Source organism: Advenella alkanexedens (assembly GCF_019132845.1).
GTDB classification, from domain to species: Bacteria; Pseudomonadota; Gammaproteobacteria; order Burkholderiales; family Burkholderiaceae_B; genus Advenella; species Advenella alkanexedens.
In genome coordinates, this window is the sequence record NZ_JAHSPR010000006.1 from 23,618 (window position 1) to 46,715 (window position 23,098).

The 23,098-nt window shown below is 50.2% G+C and carries 24 protein-coding genes; 6 read left to right on the plus strand and 18 right to left on the minus strand.

Translation table 11 applies throughout. The features are described from left to right. Positions 1 to 66: 66 nt before the first annotated feature. A complete protein-coding gene (locus KU392_RS09125) occupies positions 67 to 1,260 on the plus strand; it encodes an acyl-CoA dehydrogenase (RefSeq protein ID WP_169293815.1) in 1,194 nt (397 codons plus the stop codon). A 180-nt stretch (positions 1,261 to 1,440) separates the two neighbouring features. Here KU392_RS09125 and KU392_RS09130 read toward each other — a convergent pair whose 3' ends face one another. From KU392_RS09130 to KU392_RS09155, 6 genes are all read right to left on the minus strand, one after another. Further along, positions 1,441 to 1,896 carry a MaoC family dehydratase gene (locus KU392_RS09130; protein ID WP_169293814.1) on the minus strand — a complete coding sequence of 152 codons (456 nt, stop codon included), beginning with the start codon at positions 1,894 to 1,896 and terminating at the stop codon, positions 1,441 to 1,443. A gap of 353 nt (positions 1,897 to 2,249) precedes the next feature. Then, positions 2,250 to 2,822 carry a GNAT family N-acetyltransferase gene (locus KU392_RS09135; protein ID WP_217735134.1) on the minus strand — a complete coding sequence of 191 codons (573 nt, stop codon included), beginning with the start codon at positions 2,820 to 2,822 and terminating at the stop codon, positions 2,250 to 2,252. A gap of 24 nt (positions 2,823 to 2,846) precedes the next feature. Then, on the minus strand, positions 2,847 to 3,413 hold the full coding sequence (mepK, locus tag KU392_RS09140; protein WP_169293812.1) for a peptidoglycan L,D-endopeptidase MepK: 567 nt from the start codon (positions 3,411 to 3,413) through the stop codon (positions 2,847 to 2,849). A gap of 22 nt (positions 3,414 to 3,435) precedes the next feature. Next, positions 3,436 to 5,091, minus strand: coding sequence for a L,D-transpeptidase family protein (locus tag KU392_RS09145; RefSeq protein ID WP_246587408.1), 1,656 nt, complete (start codon positions 5,089 to 5,091; stop codon positions 3,436 to 3,438). A 22-nt stretch (positions 5,092 to 5,113) separates the two neighbouring features. After that, positions 5,114 to 5,773, minus strand: a complete 660-nt coding sequence (locus KU392_RS09150; RefSeq protein WP_343212436.1) for a dienelactone hydrolase family protein — start codon at positions 5,771 to 5,773, stop codon at positions 5,114 to 5,116. A gap of 18 nt (positions 5,774 to 5,791) precedes the next feature. Beyond that, positions 5,792 to 6,715, minus strand: coding sequence for a LysR family transcriptional regulator (locus KU392_RS09155; protein WP_169293810.1), 924 nt, complete (start codon positions 6,713 to 6,715; stop codon positions 5,792 to 5,794). Between the two features lie 120 nt (positions 6,716 to 6,835). On the opposite strand from KU392_RS09155, the gene KU392_RS09160 reads away from it, so the two are divergent. After that, the gene (locus KU392_RS09160; protein ID WP_169293809.1) at positions 6,836 to 8,044 is read left to right on the plus strand and encodes an ABC transporter substrate-binding protein; all 1,209 of its coding nucleotides are present in this window, start codon (positions 6,836 to 6,838) and stop codon (positions 8,042 to 8,044) included. Between the two features lie 16 nt (positions 8,045 to 8,060). Continuing rightward, the gene (locus KU392_RS09165; RefSeq protein ID WP_169293808.1) at positions 8,061 to 9,554 is read left to right on the plus strand and encodes a CoA-acylating methylmalonate-semialdehyde dehydrogenase; all 1,494 of its coding nucleotides are present in this window, start codon (positions 8,061 to 8,063) and stop codon (positions 9,552 to 9,554) included. Between the two features lie 84 nt (positions 9,555 to 9,638). Here KU392_RS09165 and KU392_RS09170 read toward each other — a convergent pair whose 3' ends face one another. From KU392_RS09170 to queE, 12 genes are all read right to left on the minus strand, one after another. Then, positions 9,639 to 10,622 carry a Bug family tripartite tricarboxylate transporter substrate binding protein gene (locus tag KU392_RS09170; RefSeq protein ID WP_371808391.1) on the minus strand — a complete coding sequence of 328 codons (984 nt, stop codon included), beginning with the start codon at positions 10,620 to 10,622 and terminating at the stop codon, positions 9,639 to 9,641. Positions 10,623 to 10,651: 29 nt separating this feature from the next. After that, positions 10,652 to 11,587 carry a hydroxymethylglutaryl-CoA lyase gene (locus tag KU392_RS09175; protein ID WP_217735136.1) on the minus strand — a complete coding sequence of 312 codons (936 nt, stop codon included), beginning with the start codon at positions 11,585 to 11,587 and terminating at the stop codon, positions 10,652 to 10,654. A 15-nt stretch (positions 11,588 to 11,602) separates the two neighbouring features. Continuing rightward, positions 11,603 to 12,793, minus strand: a complete 1,191-nt coding sequence (locus tag KU392_RS09180) for a CaiB/BaiF CoA transferase family protein (RefSeq protein ID WP_217735137.1) — start codon at positions 12,791 to 12,793, stop codon at positions 11,603 to 11,605. 95 nt (positions 12,794 to 12,888) lie between these two features. After that, positions 12,889 to 13,824 (minus strand): LysR family transcriptional regulator, encoded by a 936-nt coding sequence (locus tag KU392_RS09185; protein ID WP_169293956.1) that lies wholly within the window; start codon positions 13,822 to 13,824, stop codon positions 12,889 to 12,891. Continuing rightward, positions 13,824 to 14,426, minus strand: coding sequence for a glutathione S-transferase (locus tag KU392_RS09190; protein ID WP_169293805.1), 603 nt, complete (start codon positions 14,424 to 14,426; stop codon positions 13,824 to 13,826). Before KU392_RS09190 ends, KU392_RS09185 begins: the two co-directional genes overlap by 1 nt. 276 nt (positions 14,427 to 14,702) lie before the next feature. Beyond that, positions 14,703 to 15,680, minus strand: a complete 978-nt coding sequence (locus KU392_RS09195; RefSeq protein ID WP_169293955.1) for a cytochrome-c peroxidase — start codon at positions 15,678 to 15,680, stop codon at positions 14,703 to 14,705. Between the two features lie 389 nt (positions 15,681 to 16,069). Further along, positions 16,070 to 16,873 carry an OmpA family protein gene (locus tag KU392_RS09200; protein ID WP_217735138.1) on the minus strand — a complete coding sequence of 268 codons (804 nt, stop codon included), beginning with the start codon at positions 16,871 to 16,873 and terminating at the stop codon, positions 16,070 to 16,072. A 263-nt stretch (positions 16,874 to 17,136) separates the two neighbouring features. After that, positions 17,137 to 18,090, minus strand: coding sequence for a 3-hydroxyacyl-CoA dehydrogenase family protein (locus KU392_RS09205; RefSeq protein ID WP_217735139.1), 954 nt, complete (start codon positions 18,088 to 18,090; stop codon positions 17,137 to 17,139). An 89-nt stretch (positions 18,091 to 18,179) separates the two neighbouring features. Beyond that, entirely contained in the window at positions 18,180 to 18,599 is a 420-nt protein-coding gene (locus KU392_RS09210) for a GNAT family acetyltransferase (protein WP_217735140.1), read from the minus strand. 66 nt (positions 18,600 to 18,665) lie between these two features. Then, complete coding sequence (gene queD, locus KU392_RS09215) at positions 18,666 to 19,124, minus strand: 6-carboxytetrahydropterin synthase QueD (RefSeq protein ID WP_169293801.1); 459 nt, start codon at positions 19,122 to 19,124, stop codon at positions 18,666 to 18,668. Continuing rightward, a complete protein-coding gene (queC, locus tag KU392_RS09220; RefSeq protein ID WP_217735141.1) occupies positions 19,124 to 19,837 on the minus strand; it encodes a 7-cyano-7-deazaguanine synthase QueC in 714 nt (237 codons plus the stop codon). The genes queD and queC overlap by 1 nt, the downstream gene beginning before the upstream one ends. Continuing rightward, on the minus strand, positions 19,837 to 20,469 hold the full coding sequence (queE, locus tag KU392_RS09225; RefSeq protein ID WP_217735142.1) for a 7-carboxy-7-deazaguanine synthase: 633 nt from the start codon (positions 20,467 to 20,469) through the stop codon (positions 19,837 to 19,839). The genes queC and queE overlap by 1 nt, the downstream gene beginning before the upstream one ends. A gap of 210 nt (positions 20,470 to 20,679) precedes the next feature. Here queE and KU392_RS09230 point away from each other — a divergent pair, with 210 nt between their 5' ends. The 3 genes from KU392_RS09230 to KU392_RS09240 all read left to right on the plus strand — a co-directional run bounded on the left by KU392_RS09230 (position 20,680) and on the right by KU392_RS09240 (position 23,077). Beyond that, positions 20,680 to 21,774 carry an NAD(P)-dependent alcohol dehydrogenase gene (locus tag KU392_RS09230; RefSeq protein WP_169293798.1) on the plus strand — a complete coding sequence of 365 codons (1,095 nt, stop codon included), beginning with the start codon at positions 20,680 to 20,682 and terminating at the stop codon, positions 21,772 to 21,774. A gap of 85 nt (positions 21,775 to 21,859) precedes the next feature. Further along, positions 21,860 to 22,210, plus strand: coding sequence for a nucleotide pyrophosphohydrolase (locus KU392_RS09235; protein ID WP_169293797.1), 351 nt, complete (start codon positions 21,860 to 21,862; stop codon positions 22,208 to 22,210). Between the two features lie 18 nt (positions 22,211 to 22,228). After that, on the plus strand, positions 22,229 to 23,077 hold the full coding sequence (locus KU392_RS09240; RefSeq protein WP_217735143.1) for a hypothetical protein: 849 nt from the start codon (positions 22,229 to 22,231) through the stop codon (positions 23,075 to 23,077). The last annotated feature ends 21 nt before the right edge of the window (positions 23,078 to 23,098 follow it).

The window sequence follows — 23,098 nt, forward strand, 5'->3', positions numbered from 1 at the left end:
GGCACATAGAATATGTCTCATTACATTGCAAAACCATAAAATCATTCATTTTCAGGAGTCAATACCATGTCTTCAAATCCTTCTTTCCACTGGGATGATCCTTTATTGCTTAACGAACAGTTAACCGATGAAGAGCGCATGATTCGCGACGCTGCCCACGCCTACTGCCAGGACAAACTGGCACCGCGCGTGCTGGAAGCTTTCCGTCATGAAAAAACCGATCCTTCCATTTTCAGGGAAATGGGTGAACTGGGTCTGCTGGGCGTTACCATTCCGGTTGAATACGGTGGTTCAGGCCTGAACTATGTTTCCTATGGACTGGTTGCGCGTGAAGTGGAACGTATTGACTCCGGCTACCGCTCCATGATGAGCGTGCAGTCTTCACTTGTTATGGTGCCCATCAATGAATTCGGCAGTGAGGTCCAGAAAAAGAAATACCTGCCCAAGCTGGCCACCGGTGAGTGGATTGGCTGCTTTGGCTTGACCGAACCCAACCACGGTTCCGACCCCGACGGTATGGAAACCCGCGCCAGGAAAACCGAAAACGGCTACAGCCTGACCGGCAATAAAATGTGGATCACCAACTCTCCCATTGCCGATGTGTTCGTGGTATGGGCCCGTTGCGTAGGCGGCGAGTTCGATGGCAAGATCCGTGGTTTCATTCTTGAAAAAGGCATGAAAGGCTTAAGCGCCCCCGCCATTCATGGCAAAGTGGGTCTGCGCTCATCCATTACCGGTGAAATCGTGATGGACGAAGTGGAAGTGCCTGACGACCAGATGCTGCCAGGCGTAAGCGGCCTGCGTGGTCCTTTCACTTGCCTGAACTCCGCCCGCTTTGGTATTGCCTGGGGTGCACTGGGTGCGGCTGAAGCCTGCTGGCATACAGCTCGCCAGTACACACTGGATCGCAAACAATTTGGCCGTCCTCTGGCCCAAAACCAGCTGATCCAGAAAAAACTGGCCGACATGCAGACCGAAATCACCATGGGCCTGCAAGGCTGCCTGCGTTTGGGTCGCATGAAAGACGAAGGTACCGCTGCCGTTGAAATCACCTCTATCATGAAACGCAACTCATGCGGCAAGGCATTGGACATTGCCCGCATGGCCCGTGACATGCTGGGCGGTAACGGCATTTCCGACGAGTTTGGTGTGGCCCGCCACCTGGTCAACCTGGAAGTGGTTAATACCTACGAAGGTACCCACGACATTCACGCCCTGATTCTGGGCCGTGCACAAACCGGTCTGCAAGCTTTTTATTGATCCTGACATCCGCATGCGGGCCCGGAAAACAGGCTCGCATGTGGCGAGTGGCAATAATCCCCAATAAAAAAGACTGAAGCGGGTGTAATACCCGGTTCAGTCTTTTTTTGCTTATGCCGTGCCACGCTCTTTGCTCCTTACTGCCTCAAAGCACTGACCTGCGTTCTTCACCCTCAGGTATCAGGCTTCGTCTTTTTCCTGCTTCGAAATATCAAACAAATTGGTGGCATCCAGCTCAAGCACGGTTTCTCCTTTCTGATTGGTTACTTCCCAACTCCAGAGAATAATGCCAATACCGGGACGTGAGTTGGACTCACGCTTTGCCTTGATAATGCCTTTCCAGAACAGATCATCACCAGGGCGCACCGGTTTTAACCACTTCACGTAATCCAGGCCCGGAGAAGCAAATGATTCAGACTCTCCCAATACGGCATCGACCGCCATTTTCATGGCCATGCCACAGGTATGCCAGCCACTGGCAATTAACCCCCCCCAATGACTATCTGCCGCTTTTTCAGGATTAATATGAAACCATTGCGGATCATACGTTTTGGCAAAGGCAAGGATTTCTTCCTGAGTTACACGCCTTGGACCCTGTTCAAAGACCTGTCCCGGCTTGAAATCTGCGAATTTCATTTCATCAACCCTAATTGTTTATTGTGCGATTGGAAACAATTATTATTTCCAATAAACCGATAGTTATATCCGATTTAATAAAAAATGTCACTCACAATCATTGTTTTTGGAAAAATGTTAAAAATCAAATACTTTTAAGCATTTTTTAAATGAACGCCCACATAAACCATTGTGAAATTTAATAACCCGGACAACAAAATATCTTTTGATGGAAATAATGTTTCATCTTCAAGGCACTCATTTTACCGCACTGCACAAAAATTTATCAAATAAATAATGGGCAATCATAGACCGTATTTATGAACTACCACCACCTAACGCCAGACGTTCAGGGGGGATACAGCGGGACTTATTCAGGTTTCACTGCATAGGACGCGGATATCTCGCCGCATGCATAATGCATCGTCACCAAAACTTGATGCAGAAACCTGCGGGCAAACCTCAAAACCAAACCGTTGCCAATACTGATGGGCACCTTGCACGGCAATCAGCAAGGCCTTGTCCAAGCCCAAAAAAGCGGCCCGATCAAACAGACACAGCAGCATTTTTTCAGCAAGACCACGACGAAGGTGAGGAGTGGCAACGGCTATATCATGAATATAAATACTGTTGCAGGGTTCCGACAGGGCAACATGTGGATGATCCCAAACCGGTATCCGCTCATTGCTCCATGGATAAGCAATCGCATAAGCACATAATTCAGCCTCCCTGAATATACCCCAGCTGGTGCCGGGGACCGATGCAGCCATCACCTTGCTTTCCAGCACCTCTTTTCTTTCACATAACTCAGCCACATAGGCCTGGCGCTGAATATCCAGAATGGCATCAATATCAGGGAGCAATAATTTACGAAGGGAATAGGAAAACATTGATGCTATTTTTTTACGAATGGAAGCCTGTGCCCGCACCAAAACCGGTGTGGGCACATTTACCATTTTCTTGAAAATGAATTACCAGCTGCGAATACCGCCGGTATCCACATGTACAAACCGGCTGTCTGGATAATAACCAACACCACCGGCTTTTAACGACAGCGCAGCGTCACGCAACTCGTCAAGAGGTACGCCGGGCATGCGAATATCCAGCGCCCGCCCCTGCATATGCAGGCTTTTCTTGGCCACGCCACCCCCACGGGTTTTACGCAAACGTTCGTTAGTATGAGGATCACGGTAACCGGAAATAATCTGATAAGGCATGTCAACACGCAAGGCCACCTTGATGCCATCAAGAATGTCATAAAGCGCGGGATCCATGATCCCTACCGTACCGGAGTAATGGTCTCGTAAAAAACGGTTTAAACGGGTAAGTGCCGAATTGACATATTGATTGCCCAAGCGATAAACCAAAGACAGTTTTTCATTGGTATGGGTGTGATCAAGGGCGAGAAGATGATTGGTGGAGCCTAGTGACAAACTGGCATTGACAGATGGGGCGATTGAAAACACAGCACCTGTTAGCGCCAGTTTATGGGTTGTTCGCAAAAACTGGCGTCGTGTATGAGGTGTACGCAACGACATGCTATACATTCTCCTGATGATTTTAAGGATTGGACGCAAACAAGGGCCGTGAGGCCCGTTGCTGCGCATGACGCAGAAGAGCCTGGTTCAGCAGTTTGTCCTGCCCGTATATATCGGGGAAGAAGTACGTTTTATTATTTTTCACGACGACGGTACTGTATGCCAGAACAACAGGAATTGGCTCGCTAAGTGTCATTGTATTCGATTTTCGGGATTCCATTGCCGATTTAATGCGTTTCGCCGTCCATTCGGGCTGGTTGACCAGAACAAACTGTGCCAGCTCGACGGGTTCCTCTACACGAATACAGCCGTGACTGAAATCGCGACGGGTCCGGTCAAACAGCCCGACTGAAGGAGTATGATGCAGGAAAATACTCATATTATTGGGAAAGATGAATTTGATGTCACCCAAGGCGTTTTGTGGGCCGGGACGCTGGCGAATGCGTGCCTGGCCTGCCAATACCGCATTCATGTTTGCTTCGGTGACAGCTGTTGAAACACTGTTGCCCACCACAAACTCCATTCCCTGACGGCTTAAATAGCCAGGATCCCTGCGCAAGCGCGGAATCGTTTCACTGCGGGCAATGGAATAAGGGATATTCCAGTAGGGGCTGAATTCGATGTGCTTCATTTCACCGTCAAACAAAGGGGTACTGGTATTAAAGGCCTTGCCCACAATGACTTTCATTTCAATTTCTGGATTTACCTGACCATTATTAACGGTATAACCCCGCAAAATGAACTCGGGCACATTCACCACAATCATGCGTGGATGTGTGGTTAAGGGTGTCCAGCGCAAACGTTCGAGACTAATTTCAATTTGCCTGACGCGTTCTGCTGGCGTGACTGACAACTGGGCCAACGTACCCTTGCCAAGCACGCCATCGGGCTCCAGTCCGTGCCGTTCCTGGAAATTTTTCACGCCTTGCACCAGTCTGGCATCATACACAGCCGGCACCGCAGTACCAGGAGCAAGGTCTCCCAAAGCCTCGAGTCGCGCCTGGACTCCCGCCAGGCCCGCATATGGTTGTCCGGGTTTAAGGCTCCCCCCCTTAAGAGCAGGCAACGGTGTTTGCCATGCCGGGCTATCCAGCAGGGTTTTATAGTGGGCCAGCACCTTGAGCAGGCTGTTATACATAGGTATGGGGCTGGTAAGGGTTTGAGGCAGACTGGCCAGGTCTTCCTGTTGCAGGGCATTTTGCAGGAAAACATCCGCCTGCGCATCGGTAATGGGCGTCCGGTTGAATTTCTGTTTCACAGTGTCCGGATCAATTCGTCCATTCTTCAGATCTTTGACATACATCCGCATGACCTGGCTAATGCGATGATTCAGTTGAGCCACCTGTTCGGTACTTAATTGCCCGTTATTGGCCTGGGCCAGTGACTGTTTCAGGCTTTCTATGGGGTAATCGGCCGGATTCAGTCCCTGTAGCCCTGCTTGCTCTAACAATACAATGGCTTGCTGTGTCTGTTTAAGCGGCTGGCTGCCAGAAAACCAGAACAATGGTGTTTGCGCAGAGATGGCCACGGCACTTTCAGGCACCTTGCCAAAAACCGGCGGCTGCTCCAGAAAAAGCACGGACTCTTCGGGTACGGCAAGCACAGGCACATTGGCTGCTACATGAGTGCTTGCACCTGCAGCCAATAAGGCTGCCAACAAGATTTTATGGATTTTCATAGCCACCTCCTGAATCTGTTTTTTATAAATGTTTCGCAAAAAACGAAATTGTTCTAAGGCGTGCCAATTCGGTTGCCGCTTTATCGTAAGAACCGCGCTGGTCGCAGCCAAAACCGTGATCAACCCCAGCATACACAAACATCTCAACACCCGGCTGAGCCCTGCGGATAAGTTCGATATCGCTGGCAGGAATGGATTTATCCAGCTCACCGAAATGCATTTGCACCGGCACCGTGGTTTGCTCATTGGCGACCTGTGCCAAACCACCGCCATACCAGCATGAAGCGGCCTTGACACCAGGTATTTGACACGCAGCCAACCATGCCAGCGTACCCCCCCAGCAATAGCCCACAACACCCACACTGGTCTGCCTGTCCAATGCCTGAACGGCAGCGGCAATATCCTGCAAAACCTGTTCCTGGCTGATTTCACTGCGCAGATCAAGGCCCTTTTGTATATCTTTCGGGGTATAGCCCAGTTCCACCTTTGCCTGAACCCTGTCAAACAGTGCGGGTGCGATCACACGATAGCCCTGACCGGCAAAAAAATCGGCAACATCACGTATATGGCTATTCACACCAAAAATTTCCTGAATAACCACAATACCTGCACGGGCAGTCTCCGCTCCAGCCACATAAGCATCAAAAACGTGGCCATCTTGCGCCCGCAAAGTCATGTACATAAGCATTCTCCGTTATCGTTAAAATATGAACAAAGCCCCGCTTGTTCCTTTCATTAATCCTGCATTCCTTTCTACCATACTTCTTACAAAATCACAAAAGGCGGTAATGCGTTTAAGACGCTTCAGGTCCTCATGAAAATACATCCAGAAACTGCGCTGAATATGGATTTCTTCGGGCAAAATGACGACCAGCTGCGGATTCTGGGCTGCCATGAAGCAAGGCAGGATAGCCAGTGCCTGTCCCTGCAAACAGGCAAAATATTGTGCAATGATACTGGTACTTTTGAAGACAACGTTGCTCAAAGGCAGCACATCTTCCAGGTAACGCAGCTGGTCGCTGTAAATCAGCTCTTCCACATAACTGATCCCGGGATGAAGCCTCAGGTCATCCTGATGCCGGATGGGAGGATGGTTTTGCAAATATTCGCGTGTTCCATATAGCTTCAGGGAATAATCACACAGTTTCCTGCACACATAAGGTCCGCGCAAAGGACGTTCAATCGTAATGGCGATATCGGCCTCACGCCGGGTCAGGCTGACAAAGCGGGGCACCGGCAAGACATCAAGGGTGATATCAGGATACTGTTGCTGAAACCGCATGGACAGGGGGGTAATGATGTAACTGCCAAAACCCTCGGTAGCCGCCACCCTGATATGCCCCGACAAGGACTCTCCCACCCCGGTAACCTTCTCGCGGGCATTAAACAAATGGCTTTCCATTTGCTCAACATGGGCCAACAGTTCATGACCGGCTGCCGTCAGGACAAACCCTGAGGAACGGGACTTGTCAAACAGCAAAGTATCCATTTGCGTTTCCAGCTGACGGATCCTTCTTGCCACGGTGGTGTGCTCAACACCCAGACGCAGGGCGGCTGCGCTGACACGCTGGGTTCTTGCCACCTCAAGAAAATATCTCAGCCCATCCCAGTCAAGTGTTTTCATATGTGCATTTTTAAACAATAGATGTGCATATTTTATATTGCAATTTTAATTTGTACACATCAAACTGTATCGGGTCCAAAGAGACTTATGAAAATGCAAGAAAAAACCCGGAGACAAATTATGAAATTTCCAGTGCACGCACTCGCCCTGAGTTGCGCATTGGCGTTCAGCTCAACGGCTGGCGCCAGTGACATCCCCCCCGTCAAAATCGGTGTCCTCACCGACATGTCCGGCACCTATGCTTCCATGGGTGGCCCCGGATCCGTGGCAGCCGCCAGAATGGCGATTAATGATTGCCTGGCTGCCGAATGCAAGGGTATGCAAATCGATCTGGTGTCCGCTGACAACCAGAACAAAGCTGACGTGGGTGCCGCCAAGGCCAGGGAATGGTTTGACCGTGATGGCGTGACCGCCATTGCCGACCTGACCAACTCGGCGGTGGCGCTGGCCGTCCAGAACATTGCCCGTGACAAAAACAAGGTGGTGCTGTTTTCCGGCCCGGCCACAACGGCCCTGACCAATAAAGAATGCTCTCCGGTGGGCTTTCACTGGATGTTTGACACCTATTCACAATCAGTGGGGGGCGCCAAGGCCACCATTGCCACCGGTGGCAAATCATGGTTCTTCCTCACGGTTGACTACGCTTTTGGACACTCACTTGAAGCCGATACATCAAAAATGGTGGAATCGCTGGGTGGCAAGGTAAATGGTGCGGTTCGTCACCCTCTGAACAACTCCGATTATGCCTCTTTCATGCTGCAGGCACAAAGCTCCAAAGCCGATGTGGTCGCGCTGGCCAATGGTGGCCAGGATACGGTCAATGCGGTCAAGCAGGCCAAGGAATTTGGGGTTAGCGAGGGCGGCCAGCGACTGGTATCCCTGCTGATTTTCCTCTCTGACCTGCGCGCACTGGGCAATGAAAGCGCCCAGGGGCTCAGTTATGTTGACGGTTTTTACTGGGATTTTGATGATAATACCCGTGACTGGTCCAACCGTTTTGCCAAGGAATTCAACAATCTGAAGCCCACCATGACCCAGGCCGGCGTGTATTCAAGTGTCTTGCATTACCTGAAAGCAGTCGCTGCCGCCAAGTCTACCGAAGGGGATAAAGTAGCCGCCAAAATGCGCGAGATACCCATTGAAGACCCCATCATGCACAACGCTTCCATTCAGCCCAATGGCCGTGTGATTCACGACATGTATCTGTATGAAGTCAAAAAGCCGTCTGAAAAACAAAGCGAATGGGATTACTCGAAACTGCTGGCCACCATTCCGGCCGCAGAAGCTTTCCAGCCCCTTTCCGAATCAAGCTGCTCTCTTCTTAAATAAGCAAAAGGATTACATAATGCGTTCCATCCCAGAAGTTCCCCTGATTATCAATGGTGAAAAAATCCGTTCCAAGTCCGATGTCTGGCAAGATGTGGTGAATCCGGCCAACCAGGAAGTGGTTGCTCGGGTTCCCTTTGCCACCCTTGACGAAGTGGATCAGGCCGTTGCCAGTGCCAAGGAAGCCTTCAAGACCTGGCGCAATAGCGGTCAGGGTACCCGCATGCGGGTCATGCTGAAACTGCAGCAACTGGTGCGTGAAAACGCCACCAAGCTGGCCGAACTGATTACCCTGGAACATGGCAAGACCCTGCCCGATGCCGAAGGTGAGGTGGGCAGGGGTCTTGAGGTCATTGAACACGCCTGCTCGATTGTCAGCCTGCAGCTGGGTGAATATGCCGAAAATGCGGCATCGGGTATTGATGTCTATACTTTGAACCAACCTTTGGGCGTTTGTGCCGGTATAACCGCTTTCAACTTCCCCATCATGCTGCCCTGCTTCATGTTCCCGATTGCCGTTGCGTGCGGCAATACCTTTGTGCTTAAACCCTCCGAGCAAGATCCCAGTTCATCCTTGTTTCTGGCCGAACTGGCCCTTGAGGCAGGCTTGCCTCCGGGTGTCCTAAACGTGGTGCATGGCGGCCCTGAAGTGGCCAACCGCTTGTGCGAGCACCCGGACATCAAGGCAGTGTCTTTTATTGGATCCACCCGCGTGGGCACGGAAATCTATCGGCGCTCTTCCAATGCCGGCAAACGCTGCCAGGCCATGATGGGTGCCAAAAACCATTGCGTCATTCTGCCGGATGCCGACAAGGAAGTGGCACTGAACCAACTGGTGGGTGCCGCTTTTGGCGCTGCCGGCCAACGCTGCATGGCCACGTCCGTCGCGGTCATGGTGGGCAAGACCAAAGAATGGCTGGATGATTTTGTTGAGCGCAGCAAAAAACTCAAGGTCAATGTGGGTACAGACCGTGCGGCAGACCTGGGGCCACTGGTCTCTCCGGCCGCTCGTGAACGGGTACGCGGACTGATTCAGTCCGGTATTGATGAAGGCGCCAGCCTCCTGCTGGATGGCCGTGACATTACCGTTGAGGGTTATGAAAACGGCAACTTCGTTGGCCCCACCATTTTTTCCAATGTAAAAGCAGACATGCGCATTTACCGTGAGGAAATTTTTGGCCCGGTATTGTGTGTCGTTTGCGTGGACACCCTGGACGAAGCGATAGACTTCATTAATGCCAACCCCAATGGCAATGGCGTGGCCATCTTCACCCAAAGTGGTGGCGATGCCCGTTATTTCCAGAACAATGTCGATGTTGGTCAGATTGGTATCAATATTCCCATCCCCGTACCCGTGGCCTGGTTCAGTTTCACCGGCTCACGCGGCTCAAAACTGGGCGACCTGGGACCGAACGGCAAACAGGCTGTCAGCTTCTGGACCCAAACCAAATCCATCACGGCGCGCTGGACTCATCACGCCCAAGGCGTCAACACCACCATTAAAATGGAATAAAATCTGCTTTGCGGGTCTGCCAGAAATGGCAGGCAGATAAAAACCTAGCAAAAAGAGATACGCTATTGCGTATCTCTTTTTGTATTATTGATTGCCTTTTATACCAGCAGTATCAATGACTTTTTTCCAGCGTACCAACTCTTCTTCCGTATACTTGCCCAGTGCTTCAGGCCCCATGAACTCTGCCATTGCCCCCAATGTTTCAGCTTTTTCACGATAGGCATCGGTCGCCATGATTTTTTCAATTTCACCAGCCAGTTTCTGTACAACCGTATTAGGAGTCCCTGCTGGCGCATACATGGCGAACCAGGAGGAAACCTGCAAATCAGGATAACCCGCCTCTGCCGCCGTAGGTACCTCAGGTGCCGAATCCAGACGCTCTTTGCCAGTCACCACCAGTGCTTTCAAGGCTCCCGACTTTATATGAGGCAACAAAGGAGGCGGTGTCGTAATGGTTAAATCCACCACCCCTCCAAGTAAATCGGTCAAGGCAGGGCCTGTTCCCTTATAAGGCACATGAGTGGTTTCGATATTCGCCATTTGATTCAGCTGTTCGGTAGCCACTTGCTGAAGTGAGCCGTTACCTGAAGAGGCATAATTGAGTTTGCCCGGATTCTTCATTGCATAATCCACAAACTCTTTCAGGTTATTAACAGGCAGGTCTTTCTTGACCACCAGCACTTGTGGTGCCGACAAAACATTGGCGACCGGCGCAAAAGACTTAACCGGATCCCAACTGACCTTATCAATATTCGGCGTGATTACCTGAAAACCTGAATATTGCAGTAATAAAGTATAGCCATCCGGTTTTGCCCTTAAAACCTGTGAGGCAGCGATCCCCCCCGATGCCCCCGGTTTGTTTTCCACGACAACTGATTGCCCCAAAGCCTTGCTTAACGGCTCTGCAATCATGCGGGCAGCAAGATCGGTTGTTCCACCCGGTGCTGCTGAAACGATCAGGGAGATTGGACGGTCTGGGTAAGATGCTTCCTGGGCGTTAGCATTACTAACCAGACCTGCCAATAAGATGGCTTGGCACAATGGCTTTAATGTTATGTATTTTTTCACTACTCGTCTCCGTTAAATATTAAAGTTTTTCAAACCGTACTGGCTACACAATCCAGGACCGGATGCAATTTCAAACGTGGACCCGCTTTCAGGATCTGGCCGGGCACATCATGACCGATCAGCTTGGGCAACAGCGACGCCACCGCTAAAATCTCCTGCAAATCAACACCGGTATCCAGCCCCATCAACTCAAACATATGCACCATATCTTCCGTACATACATTACCCGAAGCGCCCGGTGCATAAGGACATCCGCCCAATCCTCCCAGAGAAGCGTCAAAACGGTTTATGCCCACCGCGATTGCCGCATTGGCATTGGCCAGGGCCATCCCGCGTGTATTGTGAAAATGCGCGGTTAGCTCAAGCCCGGGAAATTGCGACTTAACGCGTTCAAACAGCGCACCAACCTGCGTGGGATATGCCATGCCGGTGGTATCGCATAATGTGATGCCATGCACACCCAACCCGGCAAAGCGATCTGTCCAGGACAAGACCTCATCTTGAGCCACATCCCCTTCCATGGGACAACCAAAAGCGCAGGAAAGGGAAACATTGATCTGTACCGGTGTTGATTTGACTTCACCGATAATACCGGCCAGTTGTTCAAAAGAACGCTCACGCGTCATGCGCAAATTGGACTGATTATGCTGCTCACTGACGGACATCACCAAGTTGATTTCATCCACCCCACACGACATGGCCCTTTCCGCACCACGCAAATTGGGCACCAGCACGGTATACAGCACATCGGGGTTGCGTCGAATACGGTGCATGACCTCTTCGGCATCACGCAACGCGGGAATGGCTTTGGGTGACGTAAATGACGTGACTTCAATTTTGGCATAGCCACATTCACTTAACCGGTCCACGATTGCAATCTTTTCTTCGGTCGGGATAAAAACGGCCTCGTTCTGAAACCCATCACGACACGCCACTTCCTGCATATAAATTTTATTGCTCGTCATTGCCTTCGTTCCCACCTAAATGATTCCCTGTTCGCGCCATTGCTGCTGCGTTTGTTCATCGATCCCCAGTGCAGCCAGGACGTTTGCCGTATCCTGACCCAGCGTGGGCGCCCTGCGACGCACCTCGCCCGGTGTTGCACTGAGTTTGGGAACAATCCCCGGCAAGATAACCGGCGTGCCATCTTCAAGCTCACCGTGCAGCAGCATTTCCCGCTCTTTGTAATGCGGATCGTTAACGATATCGGCCACGTCATAAATTTTTCCGGCCGGAATACGTGACTCGTGCAGGGCCTGCAACACGTCCTCCAAAGAATGCTGGGCGGCCCATTGTCCAATGACCCCATCAATATATTCAGCCTGTCTGGAGCGACCATCATTATGCGCAAACTCGGGATCATTGCCAATATCATCACGCCCGATCAAGCTCATCAGACGCTTGAAAATACTGTCTCCGTTACCGGCAATCAGGGCATATTTGCCATCGGCGCAGCGATATGCATTGCTGGGGGTAATCCCGGGCAAGCTGCTGCCCGCGGGTTGCCGGATTTCATTGAAAGCCGAATACTCGGCGACCATGCTTTCCATCATATTGAACACGGACTCGTAAAGCGCCACATCAATGACTTGCCCATCGCCCCCATTCTGGTCACGATGACGCAAAGCCAGCAAAACACCAATCACGCCATGCAAGGCAGACAGGGAATCGCCAATCGAGATACCCACCCGTACCGGTGGACGGCCCGGCTCACCGCTCAGGTGCCTTAATCCCCCCATGGCCTCACCCACCACACCAAAGCCGGGAAGATCTTTATAGGGGCCGGTTTGTCCATAACCCGAGACCCGAAGCATAATCAGGCGCGGATTGATGGCCTTCAATTCTTCCCAACCCAGCCCCCATTTCTCAAGGGTTCCGGGACGGAAGTTTTCCACCAGCACATCCACTTCTTTAATTAAAAGGCGAATGACATCCTGCCCTTCTTTCTGGCGCAAATCCAGGGTAACCGACTGTTTGTTCCTGGACTGCGAAGCCCACCAGACCGATGTGCCCTCATGCAACAAACGCCATTTTCGTAAGGGGTCTCCGGTTTCCGGAGGTTCTATCTTTATGACCTCGGCACCAAATTCTGCCAGCATTTTGCAGGCAAAAGGTCCTGCAATGAGTTGTCCCAGTTCCAGTACCTTGACGCCGTCCAGTGGTTTTGTCATTCCTGTTGCCTCTTATTGCTTTCAATAAGACACTATGATGAAAGCAAATCGGCTTTTTGAAAATCAATTTTTTCTAAACCACCCTTTCCTGAAATTCAAGGCAGCGGCGCAGACTCGTTATTTTGGCTGGCATGCCGGGCCCGTTTCAGAAAAGCATACAGACGCAAGGCATCGGGGGTCAGGCTATGTTCATTACGTACCCCAATCCATAAAGTGCGCTCTGCCCAGCTGTCCAGCAGATCAACCGCATGCAGGCCGGTACCCAGAATTTCGGGGCGGACCGAGGCTCGAGGCAAAAGTCCAATACCCAGCCCGGCCTCTATCATGCGACAAATGGCATCAAAACTGCTTACCTGTACCCGCAGGCGCAATGATTTTTCAGCAGCCAAAGCGGCTTCCTGCATACGAACCAGCAAAGAGCTGCCATCGGACAAGCCCACAAAATCGTAATGCAGCACATCCCTGAAATATACCGGTGGCGAACCCCGCAACGCATGGGAAGAAGGTACCAGCAACACCAGCTGATCAAAGCGATACAGACTTTTCTGCACTTGCCCACTGGGAATATTATCGGCAAAAATGCCAATATCAATTTTTTCCTGGGTCAATGCCGAAATAATCTCATGACTCAACTTTTCTTCAAGGCTCAAGCGAATCGCCGGATTCTGGCTGGAAAACCGGGCCAGATCACCGGGCAAAAACTGAATCACCGCAGAGGTATTGGCCCACATCCGGACCTGACCACGCAGGCCTGCGGCATAATCACCCATATCGGCAGCCATACGGTTAATCGTGCTGATGACCTGTTGGGCATGCTCCACCAGTGCGTGCCCGGCAGGCGTTAGCGTCACCCCCCTGGGCTGCCGGATGAAAAGCGTGCAATTAAGCTGTTTTTCAAGCTCGGAAACCCGCTTGCTGGCGGCCGACAAAGTAAGGTGTGCCCCCTGGGCCGCTTTGGTAAGACTGGAGTGTTGGGCAGCCAGCAGGAAAACACGCAGGGAATGAGGATCAAACCTGGATAAATTCAAAATCAGACTGGCACCGTATTTAACACGGAAGGCCTTTGAGAAAATTTCGCATGCCAGGCATCCAGCTTGGGATATGACTTGCGCCAGTCGAAGTGGGCAAAACGAAAATCAAGATAACCCAACAAGCAGGCCAGCCCCAACAGGGCAATATCCTCGCGACCTTCCAGGGATTCTGCCTTGCCTTCAAAATAATCCAGCGTGGTGCGCGCCTTATCCATTTGCGCATCCACCCAGGCCAGCCACTGCAACTCTACAGGACGCACACTGATTTCATAACGGGTAGCCACCAATGCACTGAGCGAACCATCCAGGGCCGTCAGTTCAGACAAAATACCCCAGCGGCTGTCCTTATCGCCAAACAGAGTACCATTGGCTTTTTCATTCAAATACTCGCAAATGACACGACTGTCATAAAGCACCTGGCCATCATCAGTCACCAGGGTGGGAACCTGTCCCAAAGGATTAAGCGCTATCAGTGTTTGCAAGCGGTTAACCGGGTGAACCTGAACCGGTTCTTTTTCAATTTGATCCAGCAAACCCAGCTCTTCTGCCACCATCATCACTTTACGAACAAAAGGTGATGATGTTGAATAATAAAGCTTCATTCATATTCTCCAAATAGATCTTGATCATTTCCAGTTGTATTACCAATGATTGTAAGTGAATATGCTGACAGAATGATTGTCTTGTCTTAAAAACAAAAAGCAGTTGTATCAAAACCGTCACAAGTTGTTACCGCTCTCTGCAAACCCTTCGACTCACGTCTTCCCCGCATCAAAAAAACACCTGTCCGCAAATGCGATACAGGTGTTTTTGAACCAGGCCTTTGCATGGCCATCTTTCACAACACTGCCATGCAAAACCTGTTATTTCGTTATACCTTATTCAAAGGGTTTGGCACGTGGTGTCAAATCACTGGAAGGTGGCAGAATAGGCATTTCAAACCGTGGCTGATCACCGGTCAGGGTTTTCAGGAAGGCGACAATATCTTCAATTTCATTGTCTGTAAACTTGCGGCCCAACTGCAGTCTTCCCATAATGTCCACCGCTTCAGCCAATGTGTTGGCCGCACCATCGTGGAAGTACGGATAGGTTAGTTCCACGTTGCGCAGGGTAGGCACCTTGAACATCATACGGTCAACGTCTTTACCGGTCACACCGGCACGGCCGGCTGCTTCGTTATCGGTGACGTACGGCTCGACCAGACCCATTTTCTGGAATGAGGATCCGCCAGCGTTGGCACCATTATGACAGGCAACGCAACCGCTTTCCTTAAAGGTCAGATAACCACGCAGTTCCTGATCATTAATCGCATTTTCATCACCTTTCAACCAACGGTCAAAAGGTGCGTTAGGCGTTACCAGGGTTTCTTCAAACACTGCCAGTGCTTTGGTCACTTCATTAATCGTGATGGTGTCGGTACCATATACTTTTTTGAACTCTTCCTTGTATTGAGGAATGGACTCAAGAATATTCACCACCAGGTCATGTGAGGAAGCCATTTCCAGCGGGTTGGCAATGGGACCACCAGCCTGCTCACGCAAGTCTGCCGCACGACCGTCCCAGAACTGGACAAAGTTCAGGCTGGAGTTCAATACGGTTGGTGAGTTGATGGGTCCTTCTTGCCAGTTGTGACCAATTGAGGTTGGCAGGTTATCGCTGCCGCCCATGCCCAGGTTATGGCAAGAGTTACAGGAAATGAATCCTGACCGTGACAGACGGGGATCAAAGAACAGTTTTTTACCCAGCTCGACTTCTGCAGGATTCTGACCACTTGCAGGTTCGATGGCAACAATCAATTCATTATTGGGTTTGTAGCGTTCTGTTTTGGTGGCCTCTGCCGCTTTGTCTTGGGCCATGACACTTGCACTACCGGCCAGACATAATAGTGACGCCAGCGCGTAGCTACCAATGGATTTTTTCATTTTCACCATAATACAACCTCTCTAAAAAATATAAGTATCTTTTTTAAAAATCTTTTCAATAAGATACTTATTAATTCCCCGTATTGAGTTTTTAATAAATTAATTTAAAGCTTAATCCTATGGTAACTGCAGATTACATAGACAATATTGTTATAAATCAAATTTAATCGCAATAAACTATTAAGTTGATATTTTTAATAAACAACATAATTTACTTATATTTTACAAAACTTTTCATTACAAAAAAAACCGTATAACCTCACGATTATACGGCCCGGGTGTAAATATGGTTCAAACTGTAATTTTTTAAATAACAGTCCGCTTTATTCTTTATTATCGACGGTAATGACCACTCGACGGTTAGGTGCCAGACAGTTGATCAGCTCTTGACCACTGCCCGAACATTGCACGACAGGTTGTGCTTCGCCGACACCATATGCCTGAATCAGATTGGCGGGAACACCTTGGCTGACCAGATAATTGCCAACGGTTTCTGCACGAGCCTGCGACAGGCGCATATTGTAAGCACTGCTACCCAACATATCCGTATGACCAACAATGGTAATACCTGTGATATTTTTGGCATTGTTAAGGCTTTGTGCAAGATTATCCAGTTCCTGACGCCCGGTAGTAATCGAACTTAATGTTGATTTGTCAAATTCAAACAAGGCATCGGCACTGAGTGTATATGATTCTTTAGCGCTTCCTGGCGGGCAACCTGCACCTTCGCCTACACTACGCCAGTAAAAACTGCGGGCAATACTGTCAGTATCGAAAAGAATTTTAAACTGGCAGGTGGTTACATTATCAACACCCATATCCGGGGTATGGAAGTGGAACAGGTAGTCCCATTCCTTGGCGCTGATACCCTCACTGAAGTGAGGACGACCCAGTAAATAATACAATTGGTCTTTGGTTACGCCAGAACGGACCTGCGTCAGATTATAAAAGTTGGGGTAAGTACCCTGCTTGTTATTTAATGTGACGCTTTCCACATTTGGCCAGATCGGATCTTCGGTTACCCCGTCTGAACTGACGTTACTGATTGACGAACATCCTGCAACCGTAAGTGCCATTAACGCAATAAACCCAAATTTAAGGCGACTGCCAGAATTTGGTTTTTTCATTTTACACTCCTCTAAAGATAAAATATCAGGCTGAATGTTACACCTTTTACAGACACAACACATTCATTTTGAGGCAATTTAATTCGGATAATGGCAAACAATCTGAAAATCCAAATTATTGTCAGCAAAAACAGATATTTATTGGAAAAAAAACCGCAAATCCCTGCCCTTTCAAGCAACGATTCACTCTAAAAATGCCTATTATCCCTCTAATTGCCATCAAACAGGCAAAAACAAAGGCTCATTCACTCCAAAATATCCGGTCAAGGCTCAATATCAGGGAGATCTTCCGACAGGATTTCAAGCCCTTGCCTTAATGCCCTGTCATAACGCTGTTTTTCTTCTTGCATGGTTTCAGGCGTCCATTGATAGAAACCTTCACCGGTTTTCATGCCGTATTTGCCATTTTTTATTTTTTCAGTCAGGATATCGGGCGGTATTGCCGCATTTGACAGATCAGGGTATATGGTTGCTGCCGCTGCGGCATGCACATCCCACCCGGCAATTTCCTTTTGCATGATGGGACCCGCCGCCAGGTAACGGAACCCGAACCCAAAACGCACGGCAGCATCCACGTCTTCCGGTGTCACAATACCCGACTGGATGAGCGAATAAGCCTCACGGCCAATGGCATGCTGCAAACGATTGGCCAGAAAACCGGGCACATCCTTGCGAATCAACACAGGTACCGAGCCACAGCGCTTCATCAAGACAACCAGACTCTCCCCCACTTCGGGATCGGTTCGCTTACCCAACACCACCTCAACCAGTGGCACAATATGCGCCGGCATGAAAAAATGCAGGCCTGCCATTCTTTCAGCCGTTTGCAGGCCTTCAGAAATATCACTGATTGGAAAACTTGAGCTGTTACTGCATAAAATGGTTTCTGCACCCGCCAATTGTTCAAGATCCTTGAATAAGGCCTGCTTCAACTCAAGGTTTTCCGGAATGGCCTCAATGACAAGATGGACAACAGACCAATCAATCTTTTCAAGGGCACTGACCACCTTCAGCAGAGCATGATTCTCTTGCCGCCCAATGGCCTGCAGGTTTTGTGCAATCCGTTTGAATATGCCTTCATGCAACGATGAATCCGGTTCGACAACAACGCAACGGGACCGGGCACGCAATAAAACAGTCGCAATATCGGTACCCATCGTGCCGCCACCCACAATGACGCTATGGGTTTCTGATGGGGACTGCAGCTTATAAGCCATGTTATCTCTCCTGAATGTTGATCATATCCCCATCAGTTTAATATACAAGCTTATTCTCTGCACTTTAAACCGGCTGCCAATTTGCAAGCCTATGCATCGGGAATCAAACGTTTACCCAGCATAAGCACATCGCCTGTTTCATAGCCCAGTTTTGCGTAGAAATCCAGCACCTGGACATTATTGCTGCGTACCAGCAACTGAATCTTGGGGCAACCTCTTTCGATCAACAAATGCTCGGCTTCTCGCATAAGGGCCTGCCCAATGCCCTGCCCCTGACAGGAAGGATCGACGGCCAGATAATATACCCAGCCCCGATGCCCTTCATAACCAATCATCGCCGACCCAACCACACGATCCTCTTTCTCAACCACTAAAAACAGTTCTGGCTGAGTTGTCAGTTTACGCGCAATATCTTTTTTGGGATCATTCCATGGCCTGACCAGACCGCACTCATTCCATAACCGAATGACAGCACCTTCATCTTGCTGTAAAAAAGACCTGATTTTCATTTTTGATTCCACTTTCAAACCGCCCTGCACATGCATCCAGCAGCACATCCCCTTGAAGAACCCGAATTAACAGCTTTCTGTCTCCCGGGTCGCATCGGCCCAGCAGTTGGGGGTTTCATATAGACGCACCCGATGCAGGACCAGGTCTTTGCCATAGCGCTGGGTAAAAGCGGGGGCCAGCACATCAAAAGCCAGTTGTGCCAGGTTTTCTGCCGTGGGTACTTTAGTGGTGACAACCGTTTTATGTCCGGGCATTGACTTGAGAAACTCCAGGACTGCCGTATCACTTTGGCAAACCAGGAAAGCATGGTCCCATGGGTCCACGATTTTTTCCCTGGCAATCGCCTTGATATCCGAAAAATCCAGCACCATGCCATTATCAGACTGTCCTGGCGCGTCATGGACTTCACCTTCAAGCGTAATTTCAAGCACATAACGATGGCCGTGCAAATTGCGGCACTGGCTACGGTGATCAGGAATGCGATGACCCGCGTCAAATTCCATTTTTCGTGTAATGCGTATCATCACTGAGCCCCATCCTGCTGTGTTTTCATGAATGCTTCGTATCCTTTTGCCCTAAGCTCACAGGCCGGGCAAGTGCCGCAACCATAGCCCCAATCAAAGCGCTGCTTGCGCTCGCCCAAATAGCAGGTATGGCTGTGTTCACGGGTAATATCCAGCAAGGCCTCGCCCCCCAGATCACGGGCGAGTTGCCAGGTTTGGGCCTTGTCCAGCCACATTAAGGGTGTTTCTATCCGGAATTGTTGTTCCATACCCAGATTCAGGGCCACTTGAAGTGCCTGCATGGTATTGCTGCGGCAGTCCGGATAACCGGAGTAATCGGTTTCACACACACCGGTTACCAATACATCAAGATGACGCCGATAAGCCAGCGTGGCGGCAAAGGTCAGAAAAATAAGGTTGCGGCCCGGCACAAAGGTATTGGGCAAACCACTTTCCGCAAACAGGATTTCAGTTTCACCGGTTAAGGCGCAATCCGAGATCTGCCCCAGCAAGCCCAAATCCAGTAAATGGTCCTGACCCAGTTTTTTATCCCATTCAGGGAACTGCCGACGAATTTGCTCAATCACATTTTGCCGACATGCCAGCTCTACATGATGACGCTGGCCATAATCAAAACCAATCGTTTCCACACGGTCAAAACAGTTTAAGGCCCAGGCCAGACAGGCCGTTGAATCCTGTCCACCGGAAAAAAGCACAAGTGCATTGCTTGCCACTATCGTATTCCTATCATTTTATGGGTTTGTGTGCTTAGCCGCCAGCGTGGGTGTTCAAGGCAATAAGCGATCGCCTGTTCCGTATTGGCGCGTTGCAATGGGTTATCCATGGGCTGCAGCCAGAATTGCTCGAAATCAAGGTGTTCGAATTGGGAAGGATGAATACCCGGTTGCGGGTACACCAGTTTAAGCTCGTTACCCCGGGTCTGGACCAATGTGTTACCCGCTTTGGGACTGACGCAGATCCAGTCTATGCCTTCAGGCGCAGGCAGGGTGCCGTTGGTTTCCAGGGCGATTTCAAAGCCCTGTTCGTGAACCGCGCTCACCAGGGCAGCATCCAGTTGCAACAGGGGTTCTCCCCCCGTAAAAACCACAAAGCGGTTTTCCTTACCTGGCCCCCAAACCCTGGCCAGCGTTGCTGCCAGCGCCTGTGCCGAGGCATACTTGCCACCATCGGTGCCGTTGGTACCGACAAAATCGGTATCACAGAAAGTGCATTGCGCACCGGCACGGTCCTGTTCGCGACCCGACCACAAATTGCAGCCCGAGAAGCGGCAGAATACGGCCGTACGCCCGGCCTGCGACCCTTCACCCTGCAATGTCTTGAATATTTCCTTGACTGAATAAACCACGCCAGCATCTACTTGAATTGATAATACCGTATTCTAACTTGCTTGCACCCTTCTGTTGAGCCGAATCAACCCATGCTCTCACAACAAAACATTACAATTGCTAAAAATCCTGTCATTTTGAAATTGTATGGATGTATAGTTATACACAGTGGAATTAAGCATATTGCCCTTTCCCCTTTCCCATTCGTCATCTTACTCAGGAGATCTGCCATGTCTACCATGAAAGCTGCTGTTTTTGTTGCTCCCGGTCGTATCGAAATCCAGGAAAAACGTATCCCCGATGTGGGTCCCAACGACGCACTTTTGCGCATTACCACCACCACCATCTGCGGCACCGACGTGCATATCCTGAAAGGTGAATACCCGGTCGCACCAGGACTGACCGTTGGCCACGAACCAGTAGGCATTATCGAAAAACTGGGCAGTAACGTCACCGGCTATCAGGAAGGCCAGCGGGTCATTGCCGGCGCCATTTGCCCCAGCTTTACCTCTTACGCCTGCCAGGATGGCTTCCCTTCCCAGGATGGCGGTTATCTGACGGCCAACGGCACTTGTTCCTGCCATGGTTACAAGGCAACCGGTGGCTGGCGCTTTGGCAACATTATTGATGGCACCCAGGCCGAATACGTGCTGGTTCCCGATGCCCAGGCCAACCTGGCACCCGTTCCCGATGCACTGACAGACGAACAGGTGCTCATGTGTCCCGACATCATGTCCACCGGCTTTGTGGGTGCCGAAAATGGCAATATCAAAATTGGCGATACCGTAGTCATCTTTGCCCAGGGGCCCATTGGCCTGTGTGCCACCGCTGGTGCCAAACTGCGCGGTGCAGCCACCATCATCGCCGTCGATGGCGTTGACGAACGCTTGGAAATTTCCCGCCAAATGGGCGCTGATGTCACCCTGAACTTCAAAAAAGTCGATGTGGTTGACGAAATCATGAAGCTGACAGGCGGTCGCGGGGTCGATGTCAGCATCGAAGCCCTGGGTACCCAAACCACCTTTGAACAGGCCCTGCGCGTATTGAAACCGGGTGGTACGCTGTCCAGCCTGGGCGTCTACTCGGAAGATCTGACCATTCCGGTCAATGCCTTTGCAGCAGGTCTTGGCGATCATAAAATCGTGACCGCCCTGTGTCCCGGTGGCAAGGAAAGAATGCGTCGCCTGCTCAAAATCGTCGAATCAGGCCGGGTCAACCTGGAAGCGCTGGTGACTCACGAATACAAACTGGACGACATTGTCGAGGCTTACGATCTTTTTGCCAACCAGCGTGATGGCGTTCTGAAAATCGCCATCAAACCATAACATCTCTGCCTTCAAGCCATAAAAACCGCCTGGCAACTCCCTGCGGCTTTTATGGCTATGTAATTATTGGTATTCAAGGAAAGAAATGGCTGCCGATCTTGACCATATCAAGCAAAAGCTGGCGCAGTTTGCCCATGACAGAAAATGGGACAACTACCACTCTCCCAAAAACATCGCCATGGCCCTTACCGTGGAAGCGGCCGAATTGCAGGAAATTTTCCAATGGATGACAGAGGAAGAGTCCTTGCAGCTCAACAAGCAGAAATTACAGGCGGCAAAGCATGAAATAGCCGATGTTTTCCTGTATTTATTAACAATTAGTCGTGTGCTGAATATTGATATCCTTGAAGCTGCGGCAGAAAAGCTGGCACTTAATGAAATTAAATACCCGCTTGATAAAGCGCGGGGTAATGCAAAAAAATACACCGAACTCTAAAAGCGAAAGGAACCCAATATGCAGGACGTTGTCTATCTTTCCAACCTGTTAAGCCAGGACTCCATTCCTGATGGAAAGAATGTTGAATTGCACAATGATTTTCAACAAGATGTCATCCTGGAGCTTCAGGCCCGTCATTGGCCTGCGCTGTTCTGGTGGGCCCTGTTTGACGATACCCATATCCGTACTGCCCGTCTTGGCGATGACCCAAAAGTTGTTTACCCTTATCTCAGTGCCCCCACTGCCGAAGCGCTCAAGCACTGGGCCAACCGCTTCGAAGCACTTGAAAAAATCCTGCCCGAGCCCTGGCAACCCATTCTGAAAGCCTTTGATACTTTACTGAAAGAAAAGATGACTGGGGCTTTTATGATCATACGAACCACTTATTTACCTGACATTACCAATGCCACGGGTGAAGACTGGCGCTTCATGCTAAGAAGCCGCGCCCGCGACTGGCAAAAACTCAAGGATGGCATGCCGCTGAATAAACTGGGTGCCGACAGCGACCTGAAATTCGAAATCAAAGGTCTTCTGGAGGAACTTGAGGCACCCAATGTCGACCCTTTCCCGATCTTGAGCGGACGGGCCACAAATATCTGGCCCCTGCCTGATCTGGAAGCCACCATCAAGACCAACCAAAAGCAGTATCTGGAAAAACTGGTACCCGAAGCTGACGAAACACCAGCCCCCGAAGCCGCTTCAGCCAGCCCTCATAAAGCCCCGGCAGAAGAGCCTGTCAGCACTGAGCCTGTTGCCAATATTCCCGAACAGATCCCCGACACAAGCGGTCCCAAAAACAATGTTTCAGTATTCCGGTTCATTGTTATTTTGCTGATTATTTTTGCCGCCTACTTTGCGCTAACCTGAGCTCATCCACGGCAAATACAA

What these genes read in the sequence shown, in the direction of transcription:
- KU392_RS09125 (WP_169293815.1), top strand. Translation starts at nt 67, where the DNA reads ATGTCTTCAAATCCTTCTTTCCACTGGGATGATCCTTTATTGCTTAAC.
- KU392_RS09130 (WP_169293814.1), bottom strand. Translation starts at nt 1,896, where the DNA reads ATGAAATTCGCAGATTTCAAGCCGGGACAGGTCTTTGAACAGGGTCCA.
- mepK (WP_169293812.1), bottom strand. Translation starts at nt 3,413, where the DNA reads ATGTCGTTGCGTACACCTCATACACGACGCCAGTTTTTGCGAACAACC.
- KU392_RS09145 (WP_246587408.1), bottom strand. Translation starts at nt 5,091, where the DNA reads ATGAAAATCCATAAAATCTTGTTGGCAGCCTTATTGGCTGCAGGTGCA.
- KU392_RS09150 (WP_343212436.1), bottom strand. Translation starts at nt 5,773, where the DNA reads ATGTACATGACTTTGCGGGCGCAAGATGGCCACGTTTTTGATGCTTAT.
- KU392_RS09155 (WP_169293810.1), bottom strand. Translation starts at nt 6,715, where the DNA reads ATGAAAACACTTGACTGGGATGGGCTGAGATATTTTCTTGAGGTGGCA.
- KU392_RS09160 (WP_169293809.1), top strand. Translation starts at nt 6,836, where the DNA reads ATGAAATTTCCAGTGCACGCACTCGCCCTGAGTTGCGCATTGGCGTTC.
- KU392_RS09165 (WP_169293808.1), top strand. Translation starts at nt 8,061, where the DNA reads ATGCGTTCCATCCCAGAAGTTCCCCTGATTATCAATGGTGAAAAAATC.
- KU392_RS09175 (WP_217735136.1), bottom strand. Translation starts at nt 11,587, where the DNA reads ATGACGAGCAATAAAATTTATATGCAGGAAGTGGCGTGTCGTGATGGG.
- KU392_RS09180 (WP_217735137.1), bottom strand. Translation starts at nt 12,793, where the DNA reads ATGACAAAACCACTGGACGGCGTCAAGGTACTGGAACTGGGACAACTC.
- KU392_RS09190 (WP_169293805.1), bottom strand. Translation starts at nt 14,426, where the DNA reads ATGAAGCTTTATTATTCAACATCATCACCTTTTGTTCGTAAAGTGATG.
- KU392_RS09195 (WP_169293955.1), bottom strand. Translation starts at nt 15,680, where the DNA reads ATGGCCCAAGACAAAGCGGCAGAGGCCACCAAAACAGAACGCTACAAA.
- KU392_RS09200 (WP_217735138.1), bottom strand. Translation starts at nt 16,873, where the DNA reads ATGAAAAAACCAAATTCTGGCAGTCGCCTTAAATTTGGGTTTATTGCG.
- KU392_RS09205 (WP_217735139.1), bottom strand. Translation starts at nt 18,090, where the DNA reads ATGGCTTATAAGCTGCAGTCCCCATCAGAAACCCATAGCGTCATTGTG.
- KU392_RS09210 (WP_217735140.1), bottom strand. Translation starts at nt 18,599, where the DNA reads ATGAAAATCAGGTCTTTTTTACAGCAAGATGAAGGTGCTGTCATTCGG.
- queD (WP_169293801.1), bottom strand. Translation starts at nt 19,124, where the DNA reads ATGATACGCATTACACGAAAAATGGAATTTGACGCGGGTCATCGCATT.
- KU392_RS09230 (WP_169293798.1), top strand. Translation starts at nt 20,680, where the DNA reads ATGTCTACCATGAAAGCTGCTGTTTTTGTTGCTCCCGGTCGTATCGAA.
- KU392_RS09235 (WP_169293797.1), top strand. Translation starts at nt 21,860, where the DNA reads ATGGCTGCCGATCTTGACCATATCAAGCAAAAGCTGGCGCAGTTTGCC.
- KU392_RS09240 (WP_217735143.1), top strand. Translation starts at nt 22,229, where the DNA reads ATGCAGGACGTTGTCTATCTTTCCAACCTGTTAAGCCAGGACTCCATT.